This window comes from Rhizobium sp. WSM409, from assembly GCF_057653825.1.
The window spans coordinates 105,902-128,447 of sequence record NZ_JBYGKP010000006.1; the positions used below are offsets into that span (position 1 = coordinate 105,902).

18 protein-coding genes and 2 pseudogenes are annotated in these 22,546 nt (G+C 59.7%); 3 read left to right on the forward strand and 17 right to left on the reverse strand.

Annotated elements, in window-relative coordinates; translation table 11 throughout:
* Nucleotide 1 precedes the first annotated feature (1 nt).
* The 3 genes from AC25BC_RS34895 to AC25BC_RS34905 are packed head-to-tail and all read left to right on the forward strand — an operon-like array spanning nt 2 to nt 3,297.
* On the forward strand, nt 2–1,003 hold the full coding sequence (locus tag AC25BC_RS34895; RefSeq protein ID WP_128438984.1) for an ornithine cyclodeaminase family protein: 1,002 nt from the start codon (nt 2–4) through the stop codon (nt 1,001–1,003).
* A complete protein-coding gene (locus tag AC25BC_RS34900; protein WP_003555645.1) occupies nt 1,000–2,475 on the forward strand; it encodes an HAL/PAL/TAL family ammonia-lyase in 1,476 nt (491 codons plus the stop codon). Before AC25BC_RS34895 ends, AC25BC_RS34900 begins: the two co-directional genes overlap by 4 nt.
* Before the next feature lie 21 nt (nt 2,476–2,496).
* The gene (locus AC25BC_RS34905; RefSeq protein ID WP_128438983.1) at nt 2,497–3,297 is read left to right on the forward strand and encodes a phosphate/phosphite/phosphonate ABC transporter substrate-binding protein; all 801 of its coding nucleotides are present in this window, start codon (nt 2,497–2,499) and stop codon (nt 3,295–3,297) included.
* Between the two features lie 15 nt (nt 3,298–3,312).
* Here the strand turns inward: AC25BC_RS34905 and AC25BC_RS34910 are convergent, their stop codons facing one another.
* From AC25BC_RS34910 to AC25BC_RS34990, 17 genes and pseudogenes are all read right to left on the reverse strand, one after another.
* Complete coding sequence (locus AC25BC_RS34910) at nt 3,313–4,842, reverse strand: FAD-dependent oxidoreductase (RefSeq protein ID WP_128438982.1); 1,530 nt, start codon at nt 4,840–4,842, stop codon at nt 3,313–3,315.
* Nucleotides 4,839–6,056 carry an NAD-dependent epimerase/dehydratase family protein gene (locus tag AC25BC_RS34915; protein ID WP_128438981.1) on the reverse strand — a complete coding sequence of 406 codons (1,218 nt, stop codon included), beginning with the start codon at nt 6,054–6,056 and terminating at the stop codon, nt 4,839–4,841. Before AC25BC_RS34915 ends, AC25BC_RS34910 begins: the two co-directional genes overlap by 4 nt.
* A gap of 9 nt (nt 6,057–6,065) precedes the next feature.
* Nucleotides 6,066–7,046, reverse strand: a complete 981-nt coding sequence (locus AC25BC_RS34920) for a GHMP family kinase ATP-binding protein (RefSeq protein WP_128407741.1) — start codon at nt 7,044–7,046, stop codon at nt 6,066–6,068.
* Nucleotides 7,043–8,992, reverse strand: coding sequence for an HAD-IIIA family hydrolase (locus tag AC25BC_RS34925; protein ID WP_003555639.1), 1,950 nt, complete (start codon nt 8,990–8,992; stop codon nt 7,043–7,045). Before AC25BC_RS34925 ends, AC25BC_RS34920 begins: the two co-directional genes overlap by 4 nt.
* Nucleotides 8,982–9,923, reverse strand: a complete 942-nt coding sequence (locus tag AC25BC_RS34930; protein WP_128438980.1) for an NAD-dependent epimerase/dehydratase family protein — start codon at nt 9,921–9,923, stop codon at nt 8,982–8,984. Before AC25BC_RS34930 ends, AC25BC_RS34925 begins: the two co-directional genes overlap by 11 nt.
* A 32-nt stretch (nt 9,924–9,955) precedes the next feature.
* A complete protein-coding gene (locus AC25BC_RS34935; RefSeq protein WP_003555637.1) occupies nt 9,956–10,915 on the reverse strand; it encodes a lysylphosphatidylglycerol synthase transmembrane domain-containing protein in 960 nt (319 codons plus the stop codon).
* On the reverse strand, nt 10,912–12,882 hold the full coding sequence (locus AC25BC_RS34940; protein WP_128438979.1) for a hypothetical protein: 1,971 nt from the start codon (nt 12,880–12,882) through the stop codon (nt 10,912–10,914). The genes AC25BC_RS34935 and AC25BC_RS34940 overlap by 4 nt, the downstream gene beginning before the upstream one ends.
* A gap of 17 nt (nt 12,883–12,899) precedes the next feature.
* Nucleotides 12,900–14,138, reverse strand: coding sequence for a glycosyltransferase family 2 protein (locus tag AC25BC_RS34945; protein WP_128438978.1), 1,239 nt, complete (start codon nt 14,136–14,138; stop codon nt 12,900–12,902).
* Between the two features lie 17 nt (nt 14,139–14,155).
* Nucleotides 14,156–14,782, reverse strand: a complete 627-nt coding sequence (locus tag AC25BC_RS34950) for an SIS domain-containing protein (protein WP_128438977.1) — start codon at nt 14,780–14,782, stop codon at nt 14,156–14,158.
* 261 nt (nt 14,783–15,043) lie between these two features.
* Nucleotides 15,044–15,148, reverse strand: a pseudogene (locus AC25BC_RS34955) (RidA family protein); the annotation flags it as partial.
* Nucleotides 15,149–15,211: 63 nt separating this feature from the next.
* Nucleotides 15,212–15,634, reverse strand: a complete 423-nt coding sequence (locus AC25BC_RS34960; RefSeq protein ID WP_128438976.1) for a type II toxin-antitoxin system VapC family toxin — start codon at nt 15,632–15,634, stop codon at nt 15,212–15,214.
* The gene (locus AC25BC_RS34965; protein ID WP_128438975.1) at nt 15,631–15,879 is read right to left on the reverse strand and encodes a FitA-like ribbon-helix-helix domain-containing protein; all 249 of its coding nucleotides are present in this window, start codon (nt 15,877–15,879) and stop codon (nt 15,631–15,633) included. Before AC25BC_RS34965 ends, AC25BC_RS34960 begins: the two co-directional genes overlap by 4 nt.
* A gap of 134 nt (nt 15,880–16,013) precedes the next feature.
* A complete protein-coding gene (locus AC25BC_RS34970; RefSeq protein ID WP_128438974.1) occupies nt 16,014–16,991 on the reverse strand; it encodes an ABC transporter ATP-binding protein in 978 nt (325 codons plus the stop codon).
* A gap of 4 nt (nt 16,992–16,995) precedes the next feature.
* Complete coding sequence (locus AC25BC_RS34975; protein ID WP_128438973.1) at nt 16,996–17,823, reverse strand: carbohydrate ABC transporter permease; 828 nt, start codon at nt 17,821–17,823, stop codon at nt 16,996–16,998.
* A pseudogene (locus tag AC25BC_RS34980) lies at nt 17,820–18,698 on the reverse strand (carbohydrate ABC transporter permease). The gene AC25BC_RS34975 and the pseudogene AC25BC_RS34980 overlap by 4 nt, the downstream one beginning before the upstream one ends.
* 66 nt (nt 18,699–18,764) lie before the next feature.
* The gene (locus AC25BC_RS34985) at nt 18,765–20,048 is read right to left on the reverse strand and encodes an ABC transporter substrate-binding protein (protein ID WP_128438972.1); all 1,284 of its coding nucleotides are present in this window, start codon (nt 20,046–20,048) and stop codon (nt 18,765–18,767) included.
* A gap of 37 nt (nt 20,049–20,085) precedes the next feature.
* Complete coding sequence (locus tag AC25BC_RS34990) at nt 20,086–22,407, reverse strand: alpha-L-rhamnosidase (RefSeq protein ID WP_003555624.1); 2,322 nt, start codon at nt 22,405–22,407, stop codon at nt 20,086–20,088.
* Between the last annotated feature and the right edge of the window lie 139 nt (nt 22,408–22,546).

Here is a 22,546-nt window from a genome sequence, read left to right on the forward strand (position 1 = left end):
CATGAACCCGATCTATATCGACTATCTCAACGCCTTCGATATCGAGGCACTCAATCTTAGCAATGACGAGATCCTCGCCGCGATCGAGACCTCGCTTGGCGCCCAGGGCAAGGGCGAGACGGTGATCGAACCGCGCGTCCATCTCGAGCCCGATCCAAGCTTCCACGGCCATTTCAACGTCTTGCGCGGCTATGTGGCACCGCTGAACCTTGCCGGCGTCAAGATCGTTGGCGATTTCGTCGATAATTATAAGCTCGGCTACCCCTCGGAATTCGGCGTGCTCAACCTCTTCGATCCGCGCACCGGCGTCCCGAAAGCCATCCTCGACGCCACCGTCATCACCGATATGCGCACCGGCGCCGTCACCGCGCTCGGCGCCAAACATCTGGCCCGCAAGCGCTCAAAAGTGCTCGGCCATATCGGTGCCCGCGGCACGGCCTATTGGAATGTCCGGCTGCTCAATCACCTGTTCGACTTCGACGAAATCCGCGTCCACTCCCGCCGTCCCGAAAGCCGCGATGCCTTCGGCGCCAAGCTGGAGCAGGATCTCGGCAAGAAGATTACTGTGACCGACAATTGGCGCGACTGCGTCGAAGGCGCCGATATCATCGTCGAGGCCTCGCGCCTTTCCGAGCCCGAGCCGATGCTTCGGACCGAGTGGATCAAGAAGGGTGCCTTCGTCGTTCCCTACGGCACGATGAGTGCTGTCGAACTGTCGCTGACCGACATCATGGACAAGCTCGTCGTCGACGATTGGGGCCAATGCAAAGGCGGCAAGTTCGGCTCGCTGCGGGCGCATGTCGACGCCGGCAAGCTGTCCGCAGAAACCCTGCATGCCGAACTCGGCCAGATCGTTGCCGGTCTAAAGCCGGGACGACAGAGCGATGACGAGACGATCCTGCTCTGGCACCGAGGATTGTCGCTGAGCGACATCGCGCTCGGCCATGCGCTGCTGACCAAGGCGCACGCCGTCAATATCGGCCAGAGGCTGCGTTTCGCATGACGCCGCTCCTCTTGACAGGCTCCGGCATTATGATCGCCGACATTGTTGCGATCGCCCGGCGTAACGTCGTTGTCGAACAAGGCGCAGATGTCGCGCCGCGGCTGGCGCGCGCGCGGCACATCCTGGAAACTGCGGCGGCATCGGGCCAGCAGATCTATGGGATGAATACCGGCCTCGGCGCCAATCTGGGGACTGAGGTGACCGCCGATTTCGAGGCATTCCAGCTGCAGCTCGTGCGCGGCCGCGCCATGGGCGTTGGGCCAGCCTTGCCGCGCGACGTGACGCGTGCGGTCATGGCGGCGCGCCTCGCCATGCTTGCGGTCGGTGGTTCCGGCATCTCGCCGCCGGTCTTCGAGGCGCTTCTCGCATTGCTCAATGCCGGCGTCCATCCGCTCATTCCATCCATCGGCTCGATCGGTGCTGGCGATCTCGTACTTCTCTCCTCCATCGCCCGGTGTCTCATCGGGGAGGGTGAAGCCGAATATGCGGGCGCGATCCATCCCGCGCATGAAGCACTGAGGCTTGCCGGCCTGACACCGGTGACCTTGCGGCCGAAGGACGGCATTTCGCTGCTGAATGCCTCTGCCGTTTCCGTCGGTCAGGGCGCTCTCGCCCTGCATGATGCAAGGCAACTCCTCGGTCGGCAGCGGCAGGCGGCAGCCCTTAGTTTCGAAGGCCTTGGCGGCAACCCGCTCATTCTCTCGCCGGCTATTCAAAAGGCAAGACCGTCCATCGGCCAGGCGGAAGAAGCAGCCAGGCTTCTCGAAGCGCTCACCGGCTCGACCCTCTTCAAAACCAAAGCCGCCATTCAGGATCCGCTGAGCCTAAGGTGCGTCGCACCGATCCATGGCGTCCTGGCCGAGGCTCTGCGCCGGGCCGAGCAAACCATCGAAATCGAACTCAATGCGGCGGCGGACAATCCGCTTGTCATCCCCGACGAGGAGCGGGTGCTCTCGACCGGCAATTTTCACACGCCGTCGCTGTCACTCGCGTTCGAGACGCTGGGGCTTGCCATCGCCCAAGTGGCATCGGCAAGCGCTGCGCGGTTTGTCCAGTTGACCGGCTCGGGCCGGAACGGGCTGCCGCGCTACCTGTCGCCGGTCGGCGGCGCTTCGGCCGGCTTCGTGCCCATGCAGAAGGTGGTCGCGGCGCTGACGGCAGCGATCCGACACAAGGCGAACCCGGTTATGCTCGATTTCCTCGCAGTCTCGGAAGGCGTCGAGGACCATGCAACGCAGTCATCGCTTGTCGTCCAGAAATTGGCCGAAATGCTCGAGCTCTGGCGCCAGGTGATCGCCTGCGAAATGCTGGCCGCCGCCCAGGCGGTGGACCAGCGTCCGCAGCATCATTGCGGGCAAGGCACCCGGGAAACCTTCGATCTTGTCCGCCAGATCGCGCCGGCGATGGTGGACGATCGCCCGCTCGGGGAGGATGCGTCGGCGCTTGCATCTTACCTCCGGCGCGACGAGTAGCTCAAGGCACGGAAGACAAGAATGCATCTCGTCAGCATCGCCATGTATGTCACATCCCAGCCGCTCGCGGAGGCGACCGCTGAGTTATGGTCGTTCCTGCGGCACTATCTTTTGGAAGCCGGCCTCAAGGACCTGCCTGAAAAGCTCGATCAGGCGGTTCGCTATGATGAAGCTTGGCTGAGGCCGGATCTTCTTCTCTCGCAGGCATGCGGCTATCCCTTTGCAAAGAGTCTGCGGGGCAGGGTCCGCCTGGTGGCGACGCCGATATATCACCATCCCGGCTGCGACGGCCCGCTGATGCGTAGCTTCATCATCGTCGCCAAGGATTCTGCCCTTCATTCGCTGGAGGACTTGCGCGGCACCACGGCTGCGATCAACGGCCCTGACAGCAATTCCGGCAGCAATTTCTTTCGCGCAGCGGTCGCTCCGCTTGCCCGCGACGGCCACTTTTTCGGCCGAATTATCGAAACCGGCAGCCACGGCGGCAGCATCGCCGCCGTTGTCGAAGGCAGGGCCGACAGTGCGGCCATCGATTGCGTGACCTATGCAAATATTCGGCGCTTCGATCCCGGCCATATCCAAGCGGTCCGCATCATCGCCGAAACGCCCAAAGGTCCGGGTCTGCCTTTTATCACCTCAGGCGATGCGTCGGACGATAGAGTCCTTCTCCTGCGAAATGCGCTTGGCGCCGCGATCAAGGAGCCGTCGCTCTCCGCCATGCGCGCCACGCTCGGCCTTGTTGATTTTTCAGTGCTTTCAGAAAGAGATTATCAGCCGCTTTTATCATTGGCCGGCGAAGCATTGCCCCAATTAAGGGCTTGAAAGAGGCAACGGACTTCAGAGCGCCGAGTTTGCTTCCGTCTCGGCGAGACGGTGAGCGATGCGATCGGCATTGGCCATGATCGTCATCGTGACGTATTTCGAGGAAAGATCGGGAAGAATTGAACCATCGACGACGTAAAGACCGGGATGGAGATTCATTTCGCCATCCGAAGAAGTACCGAACGGGCCGGCTGCGCCCATAGGCAGAGTGCCGGCGAAATGTGCATCGATGCCAGGCTCCGCCAGCGATGTGCCCGGGAGCTGTATCAGTCCCAACCGTTTCCATTCACGGCGCAGCATTTTTTTCAAAGTCTCGGCGCGAAGGCTAAATCCCTCTGCGAAGCCGCCGCGGACGGTCAGACCCTTTCTTGCCGTTGCATCGCGACGGATGTAGCTGTGGCTTTGATCGCCGGGATAATAGATCGTTGCGACGAGGAGACTGTCGCCGATAAGCTCGAACGCCGCGCGCCCGGCTTTTCGACCAAGCGGCATCCTGTTGACGAAGCTCTGCGCCGGCAGAGCACCAACCTCATAGATCGCTCCCGTCACGTAATCGGATGCGCCGCTGCCGTAGCGCAGAGATAAGCCAAGCTGCGCAAGACTGTGCGTCGGCGTCGGAGAACGCAACAAACGTGGGAGGCAGAGCAGAGGGACGGCCAGCGTCGGACTGTTGAACAGACGCAGTCCTTGCTCGTCAAACGGCAGGAGATCGGCCAGCAGGGCGGCCGTTCCAAGGACCCCTGCGGCCAGAATGATCCGCGGTGCGGAAAATGACGATCCGTCTGCCGTTCTGACTGTCCAGCCTGAGCCTCGTGTCAACGAGACGGCCGGCATGCTATCGAGCAAACGAAAATGCGGAGACTTTCGCAAGAGAAGCAGATCCTGCCTGCTGTTATAGATCGCGCCGCTCGGGCAGCCATAGAGACAGTCGCCGCGCAGATCGCATGCTGCGCGCCCGAACCTTGCCTCCGAAAGTATGGCATTGACGGCGCGAAAAAGCCGGAACGACCCATCAGCCGGCTTCGCGGCTTGGTGCCGATGAAGAACATGGGCAGCTGTCGCTCCAAGCGGCAAGACGAGCTCGCCGCCAGCGTCTGTCGTAACATCCGTATTCCTGCTGATGCCGATGCGATTGGCGACATTCTCGTAGGATCTCTGCAGAGAGGCGATGTCGATTGGCCAATCCGCGATGTCGTCGGCATCGAGATAGCTGATTTGCGCTCCCCAGATGTTGGAGAGACCGCCGCGGGCAAGGCTGCCGATTGGGATGAAACCGTCGCCGGTTATGCCGGATTGCCGTCGAAAAGGTTCAAGAATCCCGCGTGCAGCAGGGGTCTGCAATTTCGGCGAACTTCCGTCGTCCGTTCGCAGCGATTCCAGATTGCTTCCGAGGACGCGGACGCTGCGGCTTTCCTCCTGCGATCCGTTATCATGCCCGCCATCCAGCATCAGAACGCGGCGTCCGGCCGCTATCAGGGGAAATGCAGCGGAGACACCTGCAGGCCCGCTGCCGATGATGATGAAGTCGGCGTCCGCCCCATTCATCGATATCTCCCGGCTAAAAGCGCGCGGAGCGGAAAGAGCAGAACATCGCTGGAAATCGCCAGTATAGCGCCGAAAAATCCGGCTTTTTTGCCGGGGTGCCTTTCTGGTTCGCTCGCGAGGTCGGCCAAATAAAGGGCCTGCGCGAGGCGATGCCGTGTTCGATTGGCCGGCGGTTCAAAGAGGGCCAGCAGGGCAGGATGCCGGATCATCGCCGGGGTAAGGCCGAGCGGCGACAATCCCTCACGCCGCAGCCCTTCGCAGAGTCGCTGCAGCGGTATTTCGGTGGGCGCGATGCCTAGATATCGCAGCAGGGCCTGTGCCTCACGTCGCGATTGCTCCTCGTGTGTCTGGCCGAATTCCCCGGTAAGCGCAGTCGCCGGGTCAGACAGGTTCAACTTCAAGAGCCTGAGGCTCTCGCTGCTCTCCATCGGTGCGGCGCCTGCAAGCCCCAGGACACGCTCCGGATCGACTGTAGGAATCAACGGCAGAAGCTTCGTCATGCGGCAGGCGAGGAGTGCGGCAGTCAGGGGCACCGGAATGAAAAGAAGGTTGCCCTTATCTTGGGCTCGGCGGAGAATTCTGAGCCAGGCGGCAAAGCTCATGGGCTTTTCCTGCGCCAGCACAAATGTCTGCAGCGGTTGGTTCTCTCCGATCGCCAGCGCCAGCAGGCCTGCGGCGACTTCGTCGAGATGAATGGGCTGAACTTTTCGGCTGAGCCCTATCATCGGCAAGATTGGACTGAGCGCCGCCAATTTCGTCATCAGGCCGTACATCGCAGTGCGCGGGCCGCCATAAACGAGGCCTATTCGCGCAATTCGGACGATTGGTGCCGCCTTGCTGGCAGCCAAATGCTCTTCGATCCTGAACTTAGTCCGGCCGTAGACGTTGAGCGCTTCTTTTCTGGACGAGGTGGACGAGGCAAAAACGAAGCGCGGCACGCCGGCTGCCTTTGCCGCTTCCGCCAGCTTCAAGGTGCCTGATATATTGACGTTTTCTTCTTCGGCCGCCTCCGACGGGGCAGCCCAGGAATGCGCGAGATGGACGAGCCCAACCGCCCCCTCCAAATCGGACGCGGCAGGCTCGTCGCCAATGCGCCACGCCGCGCCGGGCCGCCGACCGAGCTCAACCACGTCGAAGCCGCGCTCACGCGCTATTGCGACAAGTCTTGCGCCGATATAGCCGGTTGATCCGGTGATGATGAGACGTGGTGCCATTCACCCTCTCTACTGCGCAAAGGCGATGCGCGCGCCGCTCCAGTCAAAACGAAACTCGATTTCCTTGAGCTGCGACAGCGCTCGCCGCACGTTTTGCTGACGGTCTTTCGGGCAATAAAGGACGAGGAAGCCCCCTCCGCCTGCACCCGCAAGCTTACCGCCGATAGCACCGGCAGCACGGGCTGCCTCGTAAAATTCGTCGATCGAACTGTTGGTAATCTTGGACGTTAGCGATCTTTTCATCATCCATCCGCGGTGCAGCGCTTCGCCGAACGCACTGAGATCTCCAGCCATCAGGATGTCGCGCATTTCGTAGCTCAACTGGACCATGCGCTCGACGGTCCGGAATTTTTCTTCGTCCGCCTCCATGGCTTGCACCTGCGTCGACAGTACCGAGCGCGTATCGCGCTGGCTTCCGGTGAAAAACAACAGGATGTTGCTCTCGAGTTCAGCCATCTTTTCCGAGCTGAGAACGACGGGCTGGACGTTGACGCTGCCGTTGGAATTGAATTCGATGAAGTTCAGTCCGCCATGGGCGGCCGCATATTGGTCCTGTTTGCCGATCGGCTCCTTCAGGATGTCGATTTCGAGCTTGCAGGCTTCTTCCGCCAGCTGATCCTTGGAAGCAAAGCGCGACCTGTGGGCGTAGAGCGCATTGATCAGCGCCACGGAAAAGGAGCTGGATGATCCTAACCCGGTTCCCGAAGGAATGTCGGCGACCGAAGCAACTTCGATGCCAGGCTCGACCCGGTGCATTCGCAGGGCCTCGCGCAGCAGCGGATGCGCGATCTCGTCAAGCGTATCTGCGAGCTCCGTGCGCGTATATTTTAGATGGTACTTATTTTCGTTGAAATAGCTATGCACGATCACGAAGCTGTACTTGGCGATCGCGCAGGACAATACCGCGCCGGCTTGACGGCGGTAGTAGGACGCTATGTCAGAGCCGCCTCCGGCGAAGCTGACCCGAAAAGGTGCGGATGAAACGATCAAAGGATTGCCTCCTCAAGATTGATGACGATATCGGCCGCTGCCCGCTGCAGATCGATTTTCGGCCACTCGTCTTGAATTCGCGACGTCCAAAGCACGTCTGTCGCTGCTGTTGTGAGGCCTTTCCAGGCGTAAAAATTGTGAAAGCGGCTGAGCAAGGTCTGTTGTGACGCTTCGACAAACACAGCCATATCGACATCTTCGCGGATCGACCTGTGGCCAGCAAAGATGCCGTCCAGCAGAATGACGTCGGCATCACGCGCATCATAGGTGGTCGTACCCTTGCGCTGACCACGGCTTGCCGATTCGTAGCTGGGCGCCTCGACCTGTCCGGATCGGCGCAGTGTGCTGACGATCTCAGGATAGACTTCGACCCTGTTGCGTTCTTCCGCGGTCATATCAGGGCGGCGAAAATTGAGCGGCAGTATCCAGCGATCGAATTCCAGCCTCAGCACACGGCACCCTGATTCCGAGAGCATACGCTCGACCGCATGCGCAAACGTGCTTTTCCCGGAGCGGGAACGGCCACAGATGCCGACGAGCAGCGGAGCTGCCTTCCTTGGAAGACGTTGATGAATTGCTCCGGACAGCCCTTGCCCGATATCTTGATAACCGCATTGAAAGCGAACGGCGTCATAGACCGTGTCGAAGACAAGATCGGCACGGGGAATATCTGTTTCGGCAGCAGGATAGCTCTTCTCGTCTCGCAGGCCATAACCCGTCCGGACCCCATAGGCCCAGATGCCCGCCTTGCGGGCCGCACCTATGTCGCGCAGGCTGTCTCCGATGATGATGGATTTCGATTTTTCGACAGGCAATTCCGTCATTGCCTGGCGGATCATCAGATCGCCCGGTTTGCGGCATGCACAATCAATCTTGAGTTCCGGGACCTCATTGGGAAATCCCTTGTCCGGATGGTGCGGACAAAAATAGATACGGTCGAGGACGCCGCCATCTTCGGCAAGCTCGGCCTCCAGGCGACCAAGAACATGATCCAGGCCGGGTTCATCGAGCAGGCCTTTGGCGACCTGCGGCCTGTTGGTGACGGCAATCGTCAGGAAGCCCGCCTCACGGGCGAGCCGCACCGCTTCGCCGGCTCGTCCGATCAGTTTCAACTGGTCGGGATGTATGACGCCATGGCCGCCCACATCTTCGTTGAGGACGCCGTCGCAATCGAAAAAGACCGCGGGTCTTCTAACGGATAGATGGACCGCATGAACCCGGTCCTGCCGGAGGTCCTCCTCCGCGGCAGCATGGCGGTTGGGCGAGCCGGTATCCCTGATGTATTCCGGCGTGTCATAGATTGCGACCGGGATGGAACGCTCGAGGAGATCGGGAATAACGTCGTGAATCATGTCGGCCGTAAGGCCCGGCACCAGCGCCTCAAAAAATTGGTCTGAGGCTACGTACAAACCGGCCGGCACGAGATTGCGCCAATCCGCATCCCGGGGCGTTTTGCGGGGCAACAGGCGTTGGAGATAGCCGCTCTTCTGGACGACGAGATCGGATGTGCGGGGATGATCGTTGGGGTGAGCGATGATGGTCAGCGCCGCCGGAAATTGATGACGGTGACGCGCCAGTGCCGCCAGATCGAGGTCGAAAAGCATGTCGCCGTAGACGATCAGAACGTCACCGGCGATTGTATCCAAAGTCGTCAGGCAGCCTGCCGTGCCGAGCGGGAACGTCTCTACGAAGACGTCGATCGTAATGCCGAGCTTTTCAGCTTCCGGGACAAGAGCAGGTTCCAGCTGGCTGCCGAGGTGACCACCAAGCACGCGCACATGCTGAACACCTTCGCGGGCCAGCACACGAATCTGCCGGAGGATGATCGGGACACCGCCAAGCGGCAACAGGGCCTTCGGAATGGCATCGCCTGTCATGCTGCGAGCACGCGTTCCAAGACCCCCGGCAATAATGATCGCCTGGCGGATAGCGTTTTCAGAACCCATTTGCCAGGATCCGCTCCACGGCAAGTTCAACGGCGTCGGTGGACTTTCGCTTCGGTGACCAGCCCAGCGCGACGAGCCGGCTTATGTCGTAGCTGAAGCGCGGCACGTCGCCCAGCCAGCCGCGATCCTCGCTTCCGTATTCGATAGCGGCTCCGGCTGCGACCTTCGAGACCACGATCTCGGCGATATCGCGGACGGAGGTTTCGCCGATGCCGCTGGCATGAAATACTTCATAAGCGCCGGGTGCCTTGTCCCATGCGAGGAGAATCGCATCCACCAGATCGCCGACATAGAGATATGGCTTTGTCTGCATTCCGTTGCCGAGCACCTGGAGTCTCGTCGGATCAGCCTTCAACCTGTTGATGAAGTCGTAGATCGCTCCATGCGTCGAGCGCTCCCCAACTACATTCGGAAAACGCAGCACCAGTGTCTTGATGCCGAATGACAGCGCATAAACGGACAAATAGGCTTCAGCGGCAAGCTTGCTGGCGCCATAGAATGAGATCGGCCGCAACGGACCATGATTTTCGCCGATGTTCCCTTCAGCTTCGCCGAACACGGCGGAAGTACTCGCGAAGAAAAGCCTGTCGATCTTATGCTTGCGCATGATGGCAAGCAGCGTCGTCGTCGTCAGCTGGTTCAGCTGCAGATCCAGTTCCGCATTGGCGTTGCCTGCGGCAATATCGGAATTGGCGGCGAGATGAAAAACAGCGTCGGGGCGGTCCGCCGCAATGATCCGATCCATGCCGTCCCGATCGAGCATATCCAGCTCATGGAAGCGAAAATCCGATCGGTCCAGCAGATGGTCTATGTTCCGGATGCGGCCAAGATGAAGATTGTCGATAGCGGTTACCCGATAACCCTTTTCCAGAAGGCGATCGCAGAGATGGCTGCCGATAAATCCGGCCCCTCCTGTTACCAAGGCATGCATGTCGGCAGCTCCATATGATCTGTTAAGGCTCATCAGAGCGCTTTGATCTTTCCCGAATGAGGACGCGAAAGCACGAATACACCACCGGCTAACCCGACCACAAGCTGCAGCAGGCCGAAAACCACCGATAGCGTTGCCGCGTCCGTCGTGCCTATGCCGAACACGGCAAGCGAGATGATCATGCCGCCTTCCCGGAGGCCCCATCCTCCAACGGAAATGGGAACCATCGCGATCAAGAGCACCGGCGGGAAAGCGGCTGCGGCCTGACCCCAATCGAGCGGGAGACCAAGGCCCAGAACGAGGATCTCAAGCGAGACGACGCTCAACCCGTGGATGACGAGGGTCAATAGAAATACGCCGACCATTCTTTGGTGGGTGATCAAAGCCCGCAACGCGTCGGTCAACGCGTGCAGCTTTGCCGGAAAAAACCGGACGAATAGGTGGCGGCGCCAACTGAACACCAGGGCTGATGCGATAGACCCCGCAACGCCAAGCGCCGTGAGTTCCGTCAGATAGGGGATAGGAAAGTCGTGCCCGTAAACAGCGCGCAGGATGATCAGTCCGATCAGCGCAACGACCGCCAGTCCGAAAAGAGTAAGGATGCGGTCCATAACGACGCCCAGCGTGGCTTCTCCGATCGTCAGGCCATATTTGACGGCACCGAATATGCGAGCGGCATCACCTGGAATGGGACTTGGAAGAGCTTGATTGTAAAAGAGGCTTTGCATGAAGAGGTTCATCGCGCCTGAGATCTTCAGCCTTTGCCCTATCATGTCCGACAGAAGGCACCACCGCCACGCCGAAAGCAGGGCCTGCAGGAGCAGAAGGAAGATACTGACCGAAATGGTCGCCGCCGACAGGGTCTGGACCGCAGCCCACCCTTCGGAAAAATCTACCTTGCGCGCGATCCATATGACGAGGCCAAGCGCGACAGCCACTTTCAGAACCGGAATGCCAATGCGAAGCAACGCTGGGGGGGACGCAGTCGTCACGGTGCGCGATCCGCGTCAAAACGGTAGAGCTTCCAGCCGAACCGATCCGTCAATATCACCGAAGAGCGGGACATCATGTGCGCTATGACGCTGTTGGCCATCACCATTTTGTCTTCTCCAAGGCGCTCGGCGAGGAGCGCGCTACCGGCGTCGGCGGGGACGATGAAGTAGCCTATATGATTGTCCCTGATGAAAGCATCGATATCCGACCCCGGTGCAGGCAGCACATAGCGCGGCAATTGCCAGCCGCCGTCGCGGCCGCCATTGTAAGCCGTGGACAATAATGTGTTGGCAGTATCGAAAGGTTGAAAAACCGTTCGCAGGTTGTGATCTGCGATGTAGCGGTACATGAAATAAGCTTCGCGGTGGCTCTTCATATATTCGTCGACGCTTATCATCCCTAGCACGACGTCGAGTTCTTCCGCCTCGGCGGGATCCAGCTCGCCACCGCCCACTCGATGCCAGTGGGAAAGCCAGAGGCCCCCGGCTAGCAAGCTAATGACTACCGGACTGGCGACCATGCATGCTGGCGAAGAGACAATTTTCGCAAGCGGGGCTATCTGCGGCAGGACTCGTCGGTCGAGCCATTTATCCAGCCGTTCGCGAACCAGGGAGGCGCCGATAAACCCGGTTGAGAAGAAAAGCAGATAGGCGGGCGTTGCCCACCGTATGTGATTGAACATAACGGTGTACCATATCACAAACATGGCAGCGACAATCGCTGCCAGAAATGCGATGCGCCGAAAAGCCACTGCCAGACCGGCCAGTATCAAGGCAAGAGCGACGAAGGTATTCGGTTTGCGAGCGAGGAACCACTCGTAAAGAATATAGAGGAAGTCGTGCCAACCTTGCACAGTTGCGAGGTTCGTCACGAAATGTCGGTTGGCTGGATCGAAAGCCCGACCCAATTCGAGCGTGTAATCCGCCATCCAAGCGTCGGTGAGGCCCGGATGGCCAAATAGAAAGGGATAGATCGGATTGCCGAAAACGATCAGGTTTTTCGCATACCAGTAGCCCGCGACGGCGAGAAATGCGCACAGGCATGACAGAAAGAGCGGCAGTGATACTCTTCCCTTGAGAAGCGTCGGCATCAATGCCAGCCCTATGAGGCCAACCATTTGCAGTTCCGTATATTTTCCTCCGACCGCTCCCCCTAAGACGAGCGCACAGTGAAAAAGCTCCGCCGGGCGCCGGGTTTCCAAATAGCGCCACAGAAAAAGCACGGCTGCGACTGAGAAACACGACCGGGCCAGATCCGTCATCGGTTCGCCGACACTCCCTCTGAAGAAGGGGATGCTGAGGATCAGAGCGGCCACCAGGAAAAAACCGCATGCCCGCCAACGAGTGGCGCAGCTTGAAAGCAGGAACAGAAATCCGAAGAAAATTGCGATATTCATCGTCGCCGCGCCGGTCCAGTGACCGCTGACCATCATGACGAGCGCAAACAGCAGATTGAAGAAGAGTGGAATATTGCCGTAGAAGGGATGGTCGATCTGCGGAGACACAAAGCCGGCGTGCTCGATGATGCTGTTTGCGAGCGGGATGTGGAAGACCCACACATCCGCAATGCCCGGCGGAAATTGGGCCAAAACGCTCCACACATAGCAAAGTACGATGCATGTGAGTGCCGCAAGCGCCGGAAACGGGTTTCCGATTTTCGCTTCAGCGGCGATTTTTCGAAACAGTGAACCCAGGTCGCAAAGAACGGCGACAAGATCGCGCCGCCGCCAGATCATCGAGACAGCCACGATAGGAAGAACGATTTCCCATCGTAATCCGTGAAATGCGCCAAGGACGGTAGCCGCACCGCCTGATATCGCCAGAGCCGGCAAAATGCCGCTGAATAGAAAATCGATGCCGTCTCGAAAGGGCCGATCGCAACCTCGATTGAGCCAAACGACGATCCCTCGATCGATCACCAGGCCCCATAAGATTATAAAAAAAACCGCGCACCAACCTGCGATCATCACCGCTCCCGTGGCTCCTATCCCGCGAGAGGGGGCGCAGGCTTCTTGACGGGCAGCATGACCCCAAGCGCCCGGATCATGAGCCCTGAAATAAAGATCTGGAACGCTGTCGTGATAAGCCAGAGCCCGAAGACGGCCCAGTTCGTTTCGACGCCAATCTCAGGCAGCAAGTATCCATTCCCGACATAGGAATCGAAGAGCGGAAACGCCAACAAAACGCCTGCAAGTATGGCCACGACCGTTCCCCAGATCGTTGCGTTATAAGGCAGAAGCCGCTCGAAACGAGGCTGCACGCGTCCGGAATAGTCGAAGATAACCCGGCCGATCGCGGCCGAAACCAGCATTGACTGACCAAGGACGGCCAGGGCCATGGCAAAAAGCATGGCATTGGACGAGAACCGCACACCGGCAATGGACATAGGTCCAGCGAGCAATGGAAGCATGATAATCAAGCCGAGGGCCAGAAGCAGGAAGCCCGGCCAGATGAGAAAGAAATCAAACCCGTAGACAAACATCGCTTGAAGATTACGCCAGCCAGCGCGCCACGGCTCCATCCAACCCCGCCGCTTCATGTGGCTGAGCCGTCCATCCGGATCTTTTAGGAAGTGGATCGGCACTTCGGTGGTCGGAAGCTCCATATGCACGGACTTCAGCACCATTTCCGACGCATACTCCCATCCTTGCGACCGAAGATCCATGCGCAGCAATGCATCGACACTGATGCCCCGCATGCCGCAATGGATGTCGGAAAAGCGGCTGGCGAACATCCGATTGAGGATCCACGTCGTCAGCGGCGTTCCGAAATAGCGATGCAGGGGCGGCATCGCATTGTCTTCGATCGAGCCCTTGAACCGCGAGCCCATGACGAAGTCGGCCCCCTTCCGGAAGGCTTCGATAAACGGTGCTATCTGGCGAAAATCATAGGTGCAGTCCGCATCGCCCATGATGATGAACTTGCCACGGACGAATGGAATGGCATCGATATAAGCCCTGCCCAAACCGCGCTTCGGTGTCCGCAACACGCGGGCGCCCCTGTCGCGCGCGATTTCGGGTGTGCGATCGGTCGAACTGTCGACGATCAGGATCTCCACGGCCGCACCGCTTGCCGCGATACCCTCTCGGCACCAGTCGACGAAGGTTCCGATCGTCAATTCCTCGTTAAGAGACGGGACGAGGATGGTCACTTCGGGGTTGGCCACATCATCGTCGGGGGTAAGGAGCGTCAATTCCGGATCGTGAATGTTGGGGAAATTCATGCGCGTAAAACGGCTCGTTAGGAAAGAGTGGGCGGGACAAGCCCGCAGGAGAAATCCAATACGGCATGGCAAATCGCCAGATGCGCGATCTCCACATAGCCGTATTGATCGGAGGCCACATAAAAGTTCAGGTCACCGAGATCACGCAGCGGATTGCCCGGCGCGAATCCGCTCAAAGTCATGACGGCGCAGCCTTTTTCCCGGGCGGTGCGGACGGCTCTGATAATGCTTTCCGATCTCCCCGAACTGCTGATTGCCACCAGCAGGTCACCTTCGTTCGCGTGCATGGCGATCTGCGTCGAGAACACGTTCTCATATCCAAGATCGTTTGAGAGGCATGTCAGCGTCGCGCCGTCGTTCATTGCCATGGCGCGCAGCCCACCGTTTTTGGCATAGTCCGTCGCCATGTGGCTGGCGATTGCCGCGCTGCCGCCGTTGCCAATGAACATGATCTTCCGTCCGGCATCGTGCGTGGCGCGAGCCAGTTGCATGGACTCCGTCACCGCTGCTGCATAGCCCAGGCTCTCTCCGGCTGCCCGCGTAGCGGTTGCATTCACAAGAACATGGCGGAGAAATGTGAAGTAGCGATCCAGATCGCCGGCTGTTACGCCAAGCCCCGAAGATCTGTTGTCGTTCTGTGACATCCTCGTTCAGTCCCTACGCCTTGGAAATTGGGGCGTCCTTAAAGATTAAATGAGGCGAAGGCAAGTTGCCCGTCCCCTCTTTTGAGGGTTGTTGGCGACTGTCGCGGCTTTGCAACTAGCGGTCACGCCAGGCAGTTGAATCGACCGCCTCTGTCCGAGCCTCAGGACATCGACCCGACAGCCGCTTTCAGCGCTCGCTCCGGTGATGCCATGTAGGGTGAAAGAGGAGTTCGCAGCCGCTTCCGGCAAGGTTTTAAAGTTCCCGACCGTTGCGATGATGCCGATCTCGACGGCGAATTCCGGTCCGGCAAGCCTTGCTTCGACCGTGGCGCGCGCCGGCGCATGGCCCGCGGGCACCCAGGCGTCCGACTTGGAACTGCGGCGCGATGATCAGCTCAAAGCTTAGGATGTGCTGGCGGTTCCGCGCCTTTATCTGTCTTTCCACGGATTGACGATCTTGAGGTCCATCCCCGCAAAATTCGAGACATTGCGTGTCGCGAGTGAAGCGCCGCGTGAAATCGCGATGGCAGCAATCTGAGCATCGAATTGACTGATCGGTCGACCCGCCTTGCGGCGGTCGGTGACGATAGCGGCATAGACATTTGAAGCGTCGCGATCAAATGGCAGAACGCGACCGCCAATATCCTCGCTAAATATCAACAAGATCACCGTCTCAAGATCGCGTCGACGACGTCCCTCGGGAAGGAGACGCAGTCCGTAGAGGATCTCGGCCTCGGTGACTGCTGTCGTGAAGATCGATGTTGGATGTTGTGCGGCGAACCAACCGATGACCGCCGCATTCGGGGCGGGGGTCAGCAGCTCTGAGATGACGTTGGTATCGAGAATGATCACGCGGAGAAGTCCGGGGGATCACGGATCGGCTCGCGGGGCGGGATGTCGAGTTCGACACAGCCAACCGAGAGCAGACGCGCCCGGATCGCATCTGCGAGATTGCGCGCCGGTGGTTCGCTGGTCGCAAGCGCGGTGCGCAGGATATCCCGCGCTTCGTCCTCCATGGAGCGGCCATGCGTTGCTGCCCTCATGCGCAGCCGCTGCTTCAGCCCGTCATCGAGATTGCGGATCGTCATGCTTGCCATCTCTATCTCCATTCATCAATGATTGCCTATTAATCATTGATTGTAGTTTTTCAAGATTGGCGCAAAGATAGCGGTGTCGTAAACGCAGTGCGCTGGCAGAATCGAGCGCCGAGAGATAGCGCGCTGCGCCATCCTCAGAACCGATGTTCCGCTCCTTCGACCGGATTTGCCCAGACCGTCATTCCTGGCGCAAACGGCGTCTCGCCTTCGGCGCGCACTACCATCTCGCCGAGTTCGGGAACGTCGAGGTAGAGGATCGCGTCGGCGCCAAGCCGCTCGAGATGCCGGATCCTGCCCTGCCATTGCCCGGCACTTTCCGAAAGCCTGATATGCTCAGGGCGGATGCCATAGGTCGTGCAGTTCATTCGCCGCGCTATCTCGCCGACATAGAGGTTCATTTTCGGGCTGCCGATGAAGCCGGCGACGAAGGGTGTTGCGGGATTGCGGTAGAGTTGCATCGGGCTACCGATCTGCTCGACCGCTCCGCCCTTCAGGACAACGATCTTGTCCGCCATCGTCATGGCTTCGACCTGGTCGTGGGTGACATAGACCATCGTCGTCTTCAGGCGGGCGTGCAGATCGGCGATCTCAAGGCGCATCTGGGCGCGGAGCGAAGCGTCGAGATTGGAGAGCGGCTCGTCGAACAGGAAGACCTTAGGATCGCGGATGATCGCGCGGCCGATGGCGACGCGCTGTCTCTGGCCGCCGGAGAGTGCTTTCGGCTTTCTCTCCAGCAGCTGGGTGAGCTGCAGCGTTTCAGCCGTCGCCGCGACCTTGGCGGCGATTTCCGCCTTTGGGCGGCGGGCGAGCGAAAGCCCGAAGCCGATATTCTCCGCAACGGTCATATGCGGGTAGAGCGCGTAGCTCTGGAATACCATGGCGATGCCGCGCTCGGAGGGTTCGGCATAGGTCACGTCCTTGCCGCCGATGGTCAATGTGCCTGACGTCGTCTCCTCCAGGCCGGCGATGATGCGCAGCAGCGTCGACTTTCCGCATCCCGACGGGCCGACGAAGACGACGAATTCGCCTGAGGCAACCTCCAGATCGATCCCCTTGATGACTTCAAGGGCGCCAAAGCTCTTGCGAACTTGCTTGAGAGTGAGCTCAGCCATTCGGTTACCCTTTTACTGCGCCTGATGTCATGCCGGCGACGATCTGCCGGTTGAAGAAGATGAAGACGATCAGCGGCGGGATCGTCACGAGGAGGATATTCATGAAGAGGAGATTGTACTGGCTCGTATACATGCTCTGGAAGTTATAGAGCGTCAGCTGCACGGTTACGTTCTCCCTGCCGGGAAGGTAGTAGAGCGGATTGGTGAAATCGTTGAAGATCGCGATCGACTGCACGACGATGTTGGTGACGGTCACAGGCTTCAGCAGCGGCAGGATCACCCTGAAGAAGATCTGTCGGGGCTTGGCGCCGTCGATCAGCGCCGCCTCGTCGAGGTCGCGCGGTATGGTCGAAATGAACGACCGGTAGAGCAAGGTCGAGAAAGAGAGATTATAGGCGACCTGGATCAGGATCATCCCGGTCATGGTCTTGAAGAGACCGATCTCCTGCAGGAGGCCGATGGTGGGCACGACGGCCGGCGGCATCATCAGACCCATGAACAGGGCAACGGAGGCCACCCTGTTCCAGACGGTCTTGCGGCGCTGCATCACATATCCGACCATTGCCGACAGCAGGATCAGGATTGTGACGGAGGCGACGGTGATCAGGGTGGAGTTGAAATAGGCGAGCGCGAGCTGGTAGTCGCGCGCCTTGAAAACGGCGACCAGATTATCCCAGAACAGCCACTGCGCAGGCAATTCGAAATTAAGGCGAGACGCCTCGGATTTCGATTTGACCGCCTGCAGAGCGACGAAAACGAAGGGCATGACGAAGATGACGGCCGCCGCCGCAAGGGCTATCGCGCCGGTCACGTAAGGGCGGACGCTTCTCATTCCTCGACCTCGCGCCGGTTGAACCACAGGGTGAATGGCAGGATGATTACGGCGATTAGCGCAAACAGGATGACGTTTCCGGCCGTCGACAGGCCGTAGAAACCCGCCTAGTACTGCTTATAGATCACCGAGGCGACCACATCGGAGGAGAAACCTGGCCCGCCGCGGGTCATGGCCCATATCAGATCGAAGGATCGAAGCCCGCCGATCAGCGACAATGTCACCACGATGACAGTGGCGGGACGCACGAGTGGCAGAGTGATTCGGAAAAATTGCTGGAGACGCGTGGCGCCGTCGATCCTTGCGGCCTCATAATAATCGGGGCTGATCGCAGCAAGGCCGGCGATGAAGATCAGCGTTGCGAGGCCGACACCCTTCCAGACATCGACCAAAGCCACCGAAAAAAGCGCCAGCGCCGGATTGGTGAGCCATCCAGGTCCCGGAATGCCGAGCGTTTCGAGCGTGACGTTGATGATGCCCCTGGTTGGATGCATCATCACTGTGAAGGTGATGCCGATGCCGATCGTCGAGACCAGGACGGGAAAGAAGACCAGCGTGCGCAGGAAGCCGCGGGCAAAGATATTGCTGGTCAGGAGCACGGCGAGCAGCAGCCCGCAGACCGTCTTCAGGCCGGATGTCGTCACGGCATAGATCAGCGTGTTGACCAGTCCCTTGACCAGGAATGGTTCGGAAAAGAACTGCTGAAAGTTTTCGAGCCCGATGAATTCGGCGGTCGAAAGATCCCAGCGCGTGAGGCTGAACCAAAGAGAGGAGACAGTGGGAACCAGAAACAGCACGCCGTAGATGATTGCGGCCGGAATGAAAAACCACAGCGGGTAGGGCGATTTGCGCGAGCGGGGGCGTGTCTCGGTCATGACTACCTCTTCGATCGGGTGGAACCTCGCTCCATCGGGAGCGAGGTTAATTGACCCGAAAGACCGCTACCAGTTGGGCAGGCCGAGTTGCTTGGCCTGTTTGCGCACATCGTCGTCATAGAGTTTTGCCGCGTCGGCCGGCTGGCGAATACCGGAGCCGACTTCGACGGTGATCTGCTCAAGAGCCGGCCCCTTGACCGGCGAAACAAATTCCAGCGCCGGGGTCGTCTTGTCCTTGGCCTCGAAATAGGGAAGCATGTCCTTCACCGCAGGCGGCACGTCGGCAGGCAGACCGCAGCCGTCGATCAAGGGAGGCCCTTGCACGGTGTTGGTTTCCACCATGATCTTGCAGCCTTCGACGCTTCCTGCGAAATCCACGAATTTCTGCGCTTCCTCTGCGTGCTGACTGGTAAGGGGAATGTAGAGGGCGGGCGGCATCCAGACCGTCAGGCCATTCGTCGCCGCGTCGTCGCTCGGCTGCGCGAAGAAACCGACATCTGCGAGGTTGTCGGGATAATTCTGCTTGAGCGCGCCGATTGCGAAGCTCAGCATTGGATAGTGCGCTGCCTCGCCCGTTGCCACCATTCTCAAGCCATCGTCATAGTTTGCTGCGCCGAAATCCTCGTTCATCAGGCCAGCGTCGTGAACGTCCTTCAGCCGTTCGAAGCCTTTCATGGCCGCCGGCGTCTCTGCGTATTTCGCCTTGTTGGCAGTGTAGTCGGCGGCGAAGTTCGGCACGGCGGCATGGAGGTTGTAATAGTCCGCCAGAACGAATAACTGCGAGGTCCAAGTATCGCGATAGGTCTGCGCCACGGCGACCTTGCCTGATGCCTTGACCTTTGCGTTGTTCGCCATGAAGTCCGCCCATGTCTTCGGGACGGAGAGGCCGAGGTCCTGGTAGATTTTCCTGTTGTAGAGGATGCCGCCCGCCATCGCCGTGCCGAAGGGAACACCGTAGAGCTTCCCGTCGGCGCGGACGACCGACTTGAAGCCTTCGTCCACCTTCGCCTGCGACGCGAGACCGCTCAGATCGACAAGCGTCTGCGCGGGTTTCAGCGCCTGGAGCAGCGAGCCGGAATTATAGAGAAACACATCCGACATCTCACCCGTCGCTAGGCGCGTCTTGATGATGTTGTCACCTTCGCCGCCACCGGCCCGCGGCTCGATTTCGATCGTCACGTCAGGCGCCTTTGTCTGATAGGCGGCAACCAGCGCCTCGGCGGCAGCGACCGTGTCCGGATTGTTGTCGATCAGGAATGACAGCGTGGTTTCTGCATGCGACGGGCCGGCCGCGACCAATGCCAAAAGCGCGGACGCGCCCGCAAGAATGAGTTTAATCCGATGTGTCATGACGTTCCTCCTCTGAACGGTGTGACGTTTATGCTCCTCAGGAAGTGGGTAGAGAAAAGGCCAGTCGGTGCGTCCCGGGGTGAATAACGGCTTCCTCGACGACGGGCTCTCCGTTGAGCGACGGGTTTTGATGCCGTTTTCCGGGCCGGAACCGGCCGATGCAACCTTCCGGAAGTGTCAGCACATAGGTGACCTTGTTGCCGTCGCACTGCCAGCCGGCCTCGATGCGTCCCTGGCTGATATCATGATGGGCCGATACCGGCGAAAGCGACGGAATCGGCGCTGGATCGACGATCACCTCGGCAAATCCGGGTGCGCTCGGGCTCGGCGAAATTCCGGCGACGCTTTCGAACAGCCACTGGCAGACAGCGCCATAGGCATAGTGGTTGTAGCTGTTCATGTCGGGTTCGTAGATCGTGCCGTCAGGCGCCATGGAATCCCAGCGCTCCCAGATCGTCGTCGCTCCCTTCGAGACCTGGTAGAGCCAGCCCGGTACATCCTCCTGCAGGAAAACCTTTTCGGCCAGATCGTCCATGCCGAGCTTCGTCAGGGCCGGCAACAGGGCCGGCGTTCCGATGAAGCCGGTGCCGATCTTGTAGTCGGCATCAATGATCACCTGCCGGAAATGCTGCTGCGCGGCTTGCCTGTGCTCTGCCGGTATCAGGTCGTGAAGGAAGGCCAAGGCGTAGGACGTCTGGTCGTTGTGCGCGAGCCGTCCCGCCGGCGTGATGAACTCGTTGGAAAATGTCAGCCGGATCTCGTTTGCGCGCTGTTTCATCTTCTCTTCAAGGGCATGCTCGCCGAGAGTGGCTGCGATCCTTGCCAGAAGGTCGGTCGAGATGAAGTGATAGAGCGTCGCCGCGCAGTCGTCGGCGATCGTCGGGCGAGGCTTTCGATTGTCGCCGACCGGCTGCAGCCAGTCGCCGAAGGTGAAGCCTCGGGCGCCCCAATGCGACGGCGGGCGAACCAGGGGACCATCCGAGATCGACCAGACAAAATCGACCCAGCGCACCATGGAATCCAGGCACTCCGCCAGAACGGCCCGGTCGCCGTAATGGGTGTAGAGCACCCAGGGGATGACGACGATCGCGTCGCCCCAGCCGGTCGAGCCGGCATAGCCCGGGAAATTGGCCGGATGCAGACGCGTCGGATCCGGCGAAAAATGTGAGACGGCGCCATCCTCGCGCTGATCGGCCATCACATCCCGCAGATACTTTCTCAGGAAGGATTGGCTGTCGCTCAGCCAGCATGCGGTTGCGGCAAAGACCTGGGCGTCGCCCGTCCAGCCGAGGCGTTCGTCGCGCTGCGGGCAATCGGTCGGCACTTCGACGAAATTGGCGCGCTGCGACCAGATGGTATTTTCGACCAGACGATTGACCAGCGCATTGCCCGAGGTGAAACCGCCGGCGGGCTCGGCCACAGACGAGATCGGGATGGACGCGATTGCGAGGATCTTCGCATCGCCCGTAATCGTCACCCTGGCATAACGGAAGCCGTGGAAGGTGAAATGCGGCGCGTAGGTCTCGTCGCCGTCTCCCCGTAGCGTATAGACGGTGTGCGCGGCAGCCGTGCGATAGTTGCGATTGTCGAAATGACGGTCGGGACCGAGAACTTCCGAATGCTCCACCCGGACTTCGGCGCCGGCAGTGCCCCGGACGGTATATCTAATGTAGCCGCCGGCATTCTGGCCGAAATCATAGATCGTCCTGCCCTCATCGTCGATCCAGTTTTCGACCGCGGCGAGTGGCCGCAGCTCGCGCACCGCAGCAGTTTCATGCGCGACGAGCAATGCCCTGTCGAACGGCAGTCTCTCGGTGCCGTGGCTCTCCAAGTAGCTTTCCTGCCGGGCATCATAGATTTCGCCGAAATAGATCCCCGACTTCAGAATCGGCAAAACACCGCTTCGCCATGTGGTGTCGGTGGAAAGAAGGGCGCCATCAGCTCCGATCAGATCCGCAATGGCGCCGATCCTGTCACCCCAGCAATTCGGGATCGCCTGGGCGCCCCACATCAAGGGCGATCGGTACCATCCGTCGGCAAGCCAGATCTCGATGCGGTTGAGGCCCGGCTTGAGCAGGTTCGAGACATCATACCGCTGGTAAGCAAGGCGATCGTCGTAGTTCGTCCAGCCGGGTGTCAGCAAGTCACCGCCGACGCGAACGCCGTTGATGAAGCAGCGATAGAGGCCAAGTGCGGAGATGAAGAGATCGACGGGGAGCCCCGGGCCATCATGCTCGAAAGTTTGAGAAACGAAGCTTGCCGCCGTTCCCTGACCGCCATCCGATAGCGGCGCGATCATATCCCCGGACCAGGTACGCGAAACGAGGTTGCCGCTGATGGCTGCCGGCTGAAAGTTCATCAAGTCCTCCCGACGAGTTGTAGAACGTTCTCCATATAACGTTCTACATTTTCTTCGGAAGCGCAATAGAATTTTCGTTACCAGTCTGCCATGGTGGTTGTGCGGGCGATGTTGACGACCCGCCGCAAGCCAGAGATTT

Excerpts from the sequence above, each read along its gene's own strand:
- AC25BC_RS34910 (WP_128438982.1), bottom strand. The coding sequence starts at position 4,842 with ATGAATGGGGCGGACGCCGACTTCATCATCATCGGCAGCGGGCCTGCA.
- AC25BC_RS34915 (WP_128438981.1), bottom strand. The coding sequence starts at position 6,056 with ATGGCACCACGTCTCATCATCACCGGATCAACCGGCTATATCGGCGCA.
- AC25BC_RS34925 (WP_003555639.1), bottom strand. The coding sequence starts at position 8,992 with ATGGGTTCTGAAAACGCTATCCGCCAGGCGATCATTATTGCCGGGGGT.
- AC25BC_RS34985 (WP_128438972.1), bottom strand. The coding sequence starts at position 20,048 with ATGACACATCGGATTAAACTCATTCTTGCGGGCGCGTCCGCGCTTTTG.
- AC25BC_RS34970 (WP_128438974.1), bottom strand. The coding sequence starts at position 16,991 with ATGGCTGAGCTCACTCTCAAGCAAGTTCGCAAGAGCTTTGGCGCCCTT.
- AC25BC_RS34975 (WP_128438973.1), bottom strand. The coding sequence starts at position 17,823 with ATGAGAAGCGTCCGCCCTTACGTGACCGGCGCGATAGCCCTTGCGGCG.
- AC25BC_RS34945 (WP_128438978.1), bottom strand. The coding sequence starts at position 14,138 with ATGAATTTCCCCAACATTCACGATCCGGAATTGACGCTCCTTACCCCC.
- AC25BC_RS34895 (WP_128438984.1), top strand. The coding sequence starts at position 2 with ATGAACCCGATCTATATCGACTATCTCAACGCCTTCGATATCGAGGCA.
- AC25BC_RS34990 (WP_003555624.1), bottom strand. The coding sequence starts at position 22,407 with ATGAACTTTCAGCCGGCAGCCATCAGCGGCAACCTCGTTTCGCGTACC.
- AC25BC_RS34965 (WP_128438975.1), bottom strand. The coding sequence starts at position 15,879 with ATGGCAAGCATGACGATCCGCAATCTCGATGACGGGCTGAAGCAGCGG.
- AC25BC_RS34905 (WP_128438983.1), top strand. The coding sequence starts at position 2,497 with ATGCATCTCGTCAGCATCGCCATGTATGTCACATCCCAGCCGCTCGCG.
- AC25BC_RS34930 (WP_128438980.1), bottom strand. The coding sequence starts at position 9,923 with ATGCATGCCTTGGTAACAGGAGGGGCCGGATTTATCGGCAGCCATCTC.
- AC25BC_RS34900 (WP_003555645.1), top strand. The coding sequence starts at position 1,000 with ATGACGCCGCTCCTCTTGACAGGCTCCGGCATTATGATCGCCGACATT.
- AC25BC_RS34940 (WP_128438979.1), bottom strand. The coding sequence starts at position 12,882 with ATGATCGCAGGTTGGTGCGCGGTTTTTTTTATAATCTTATGGGGCCTG.
- AC25BC_RS34950 (WP_128438977.1), bottom strand. The coding sequence starts at position 14,782 with ATGTCACAGAACGACAACAGATCTTCGGGGCTTGGCGTAACAGCCGGC.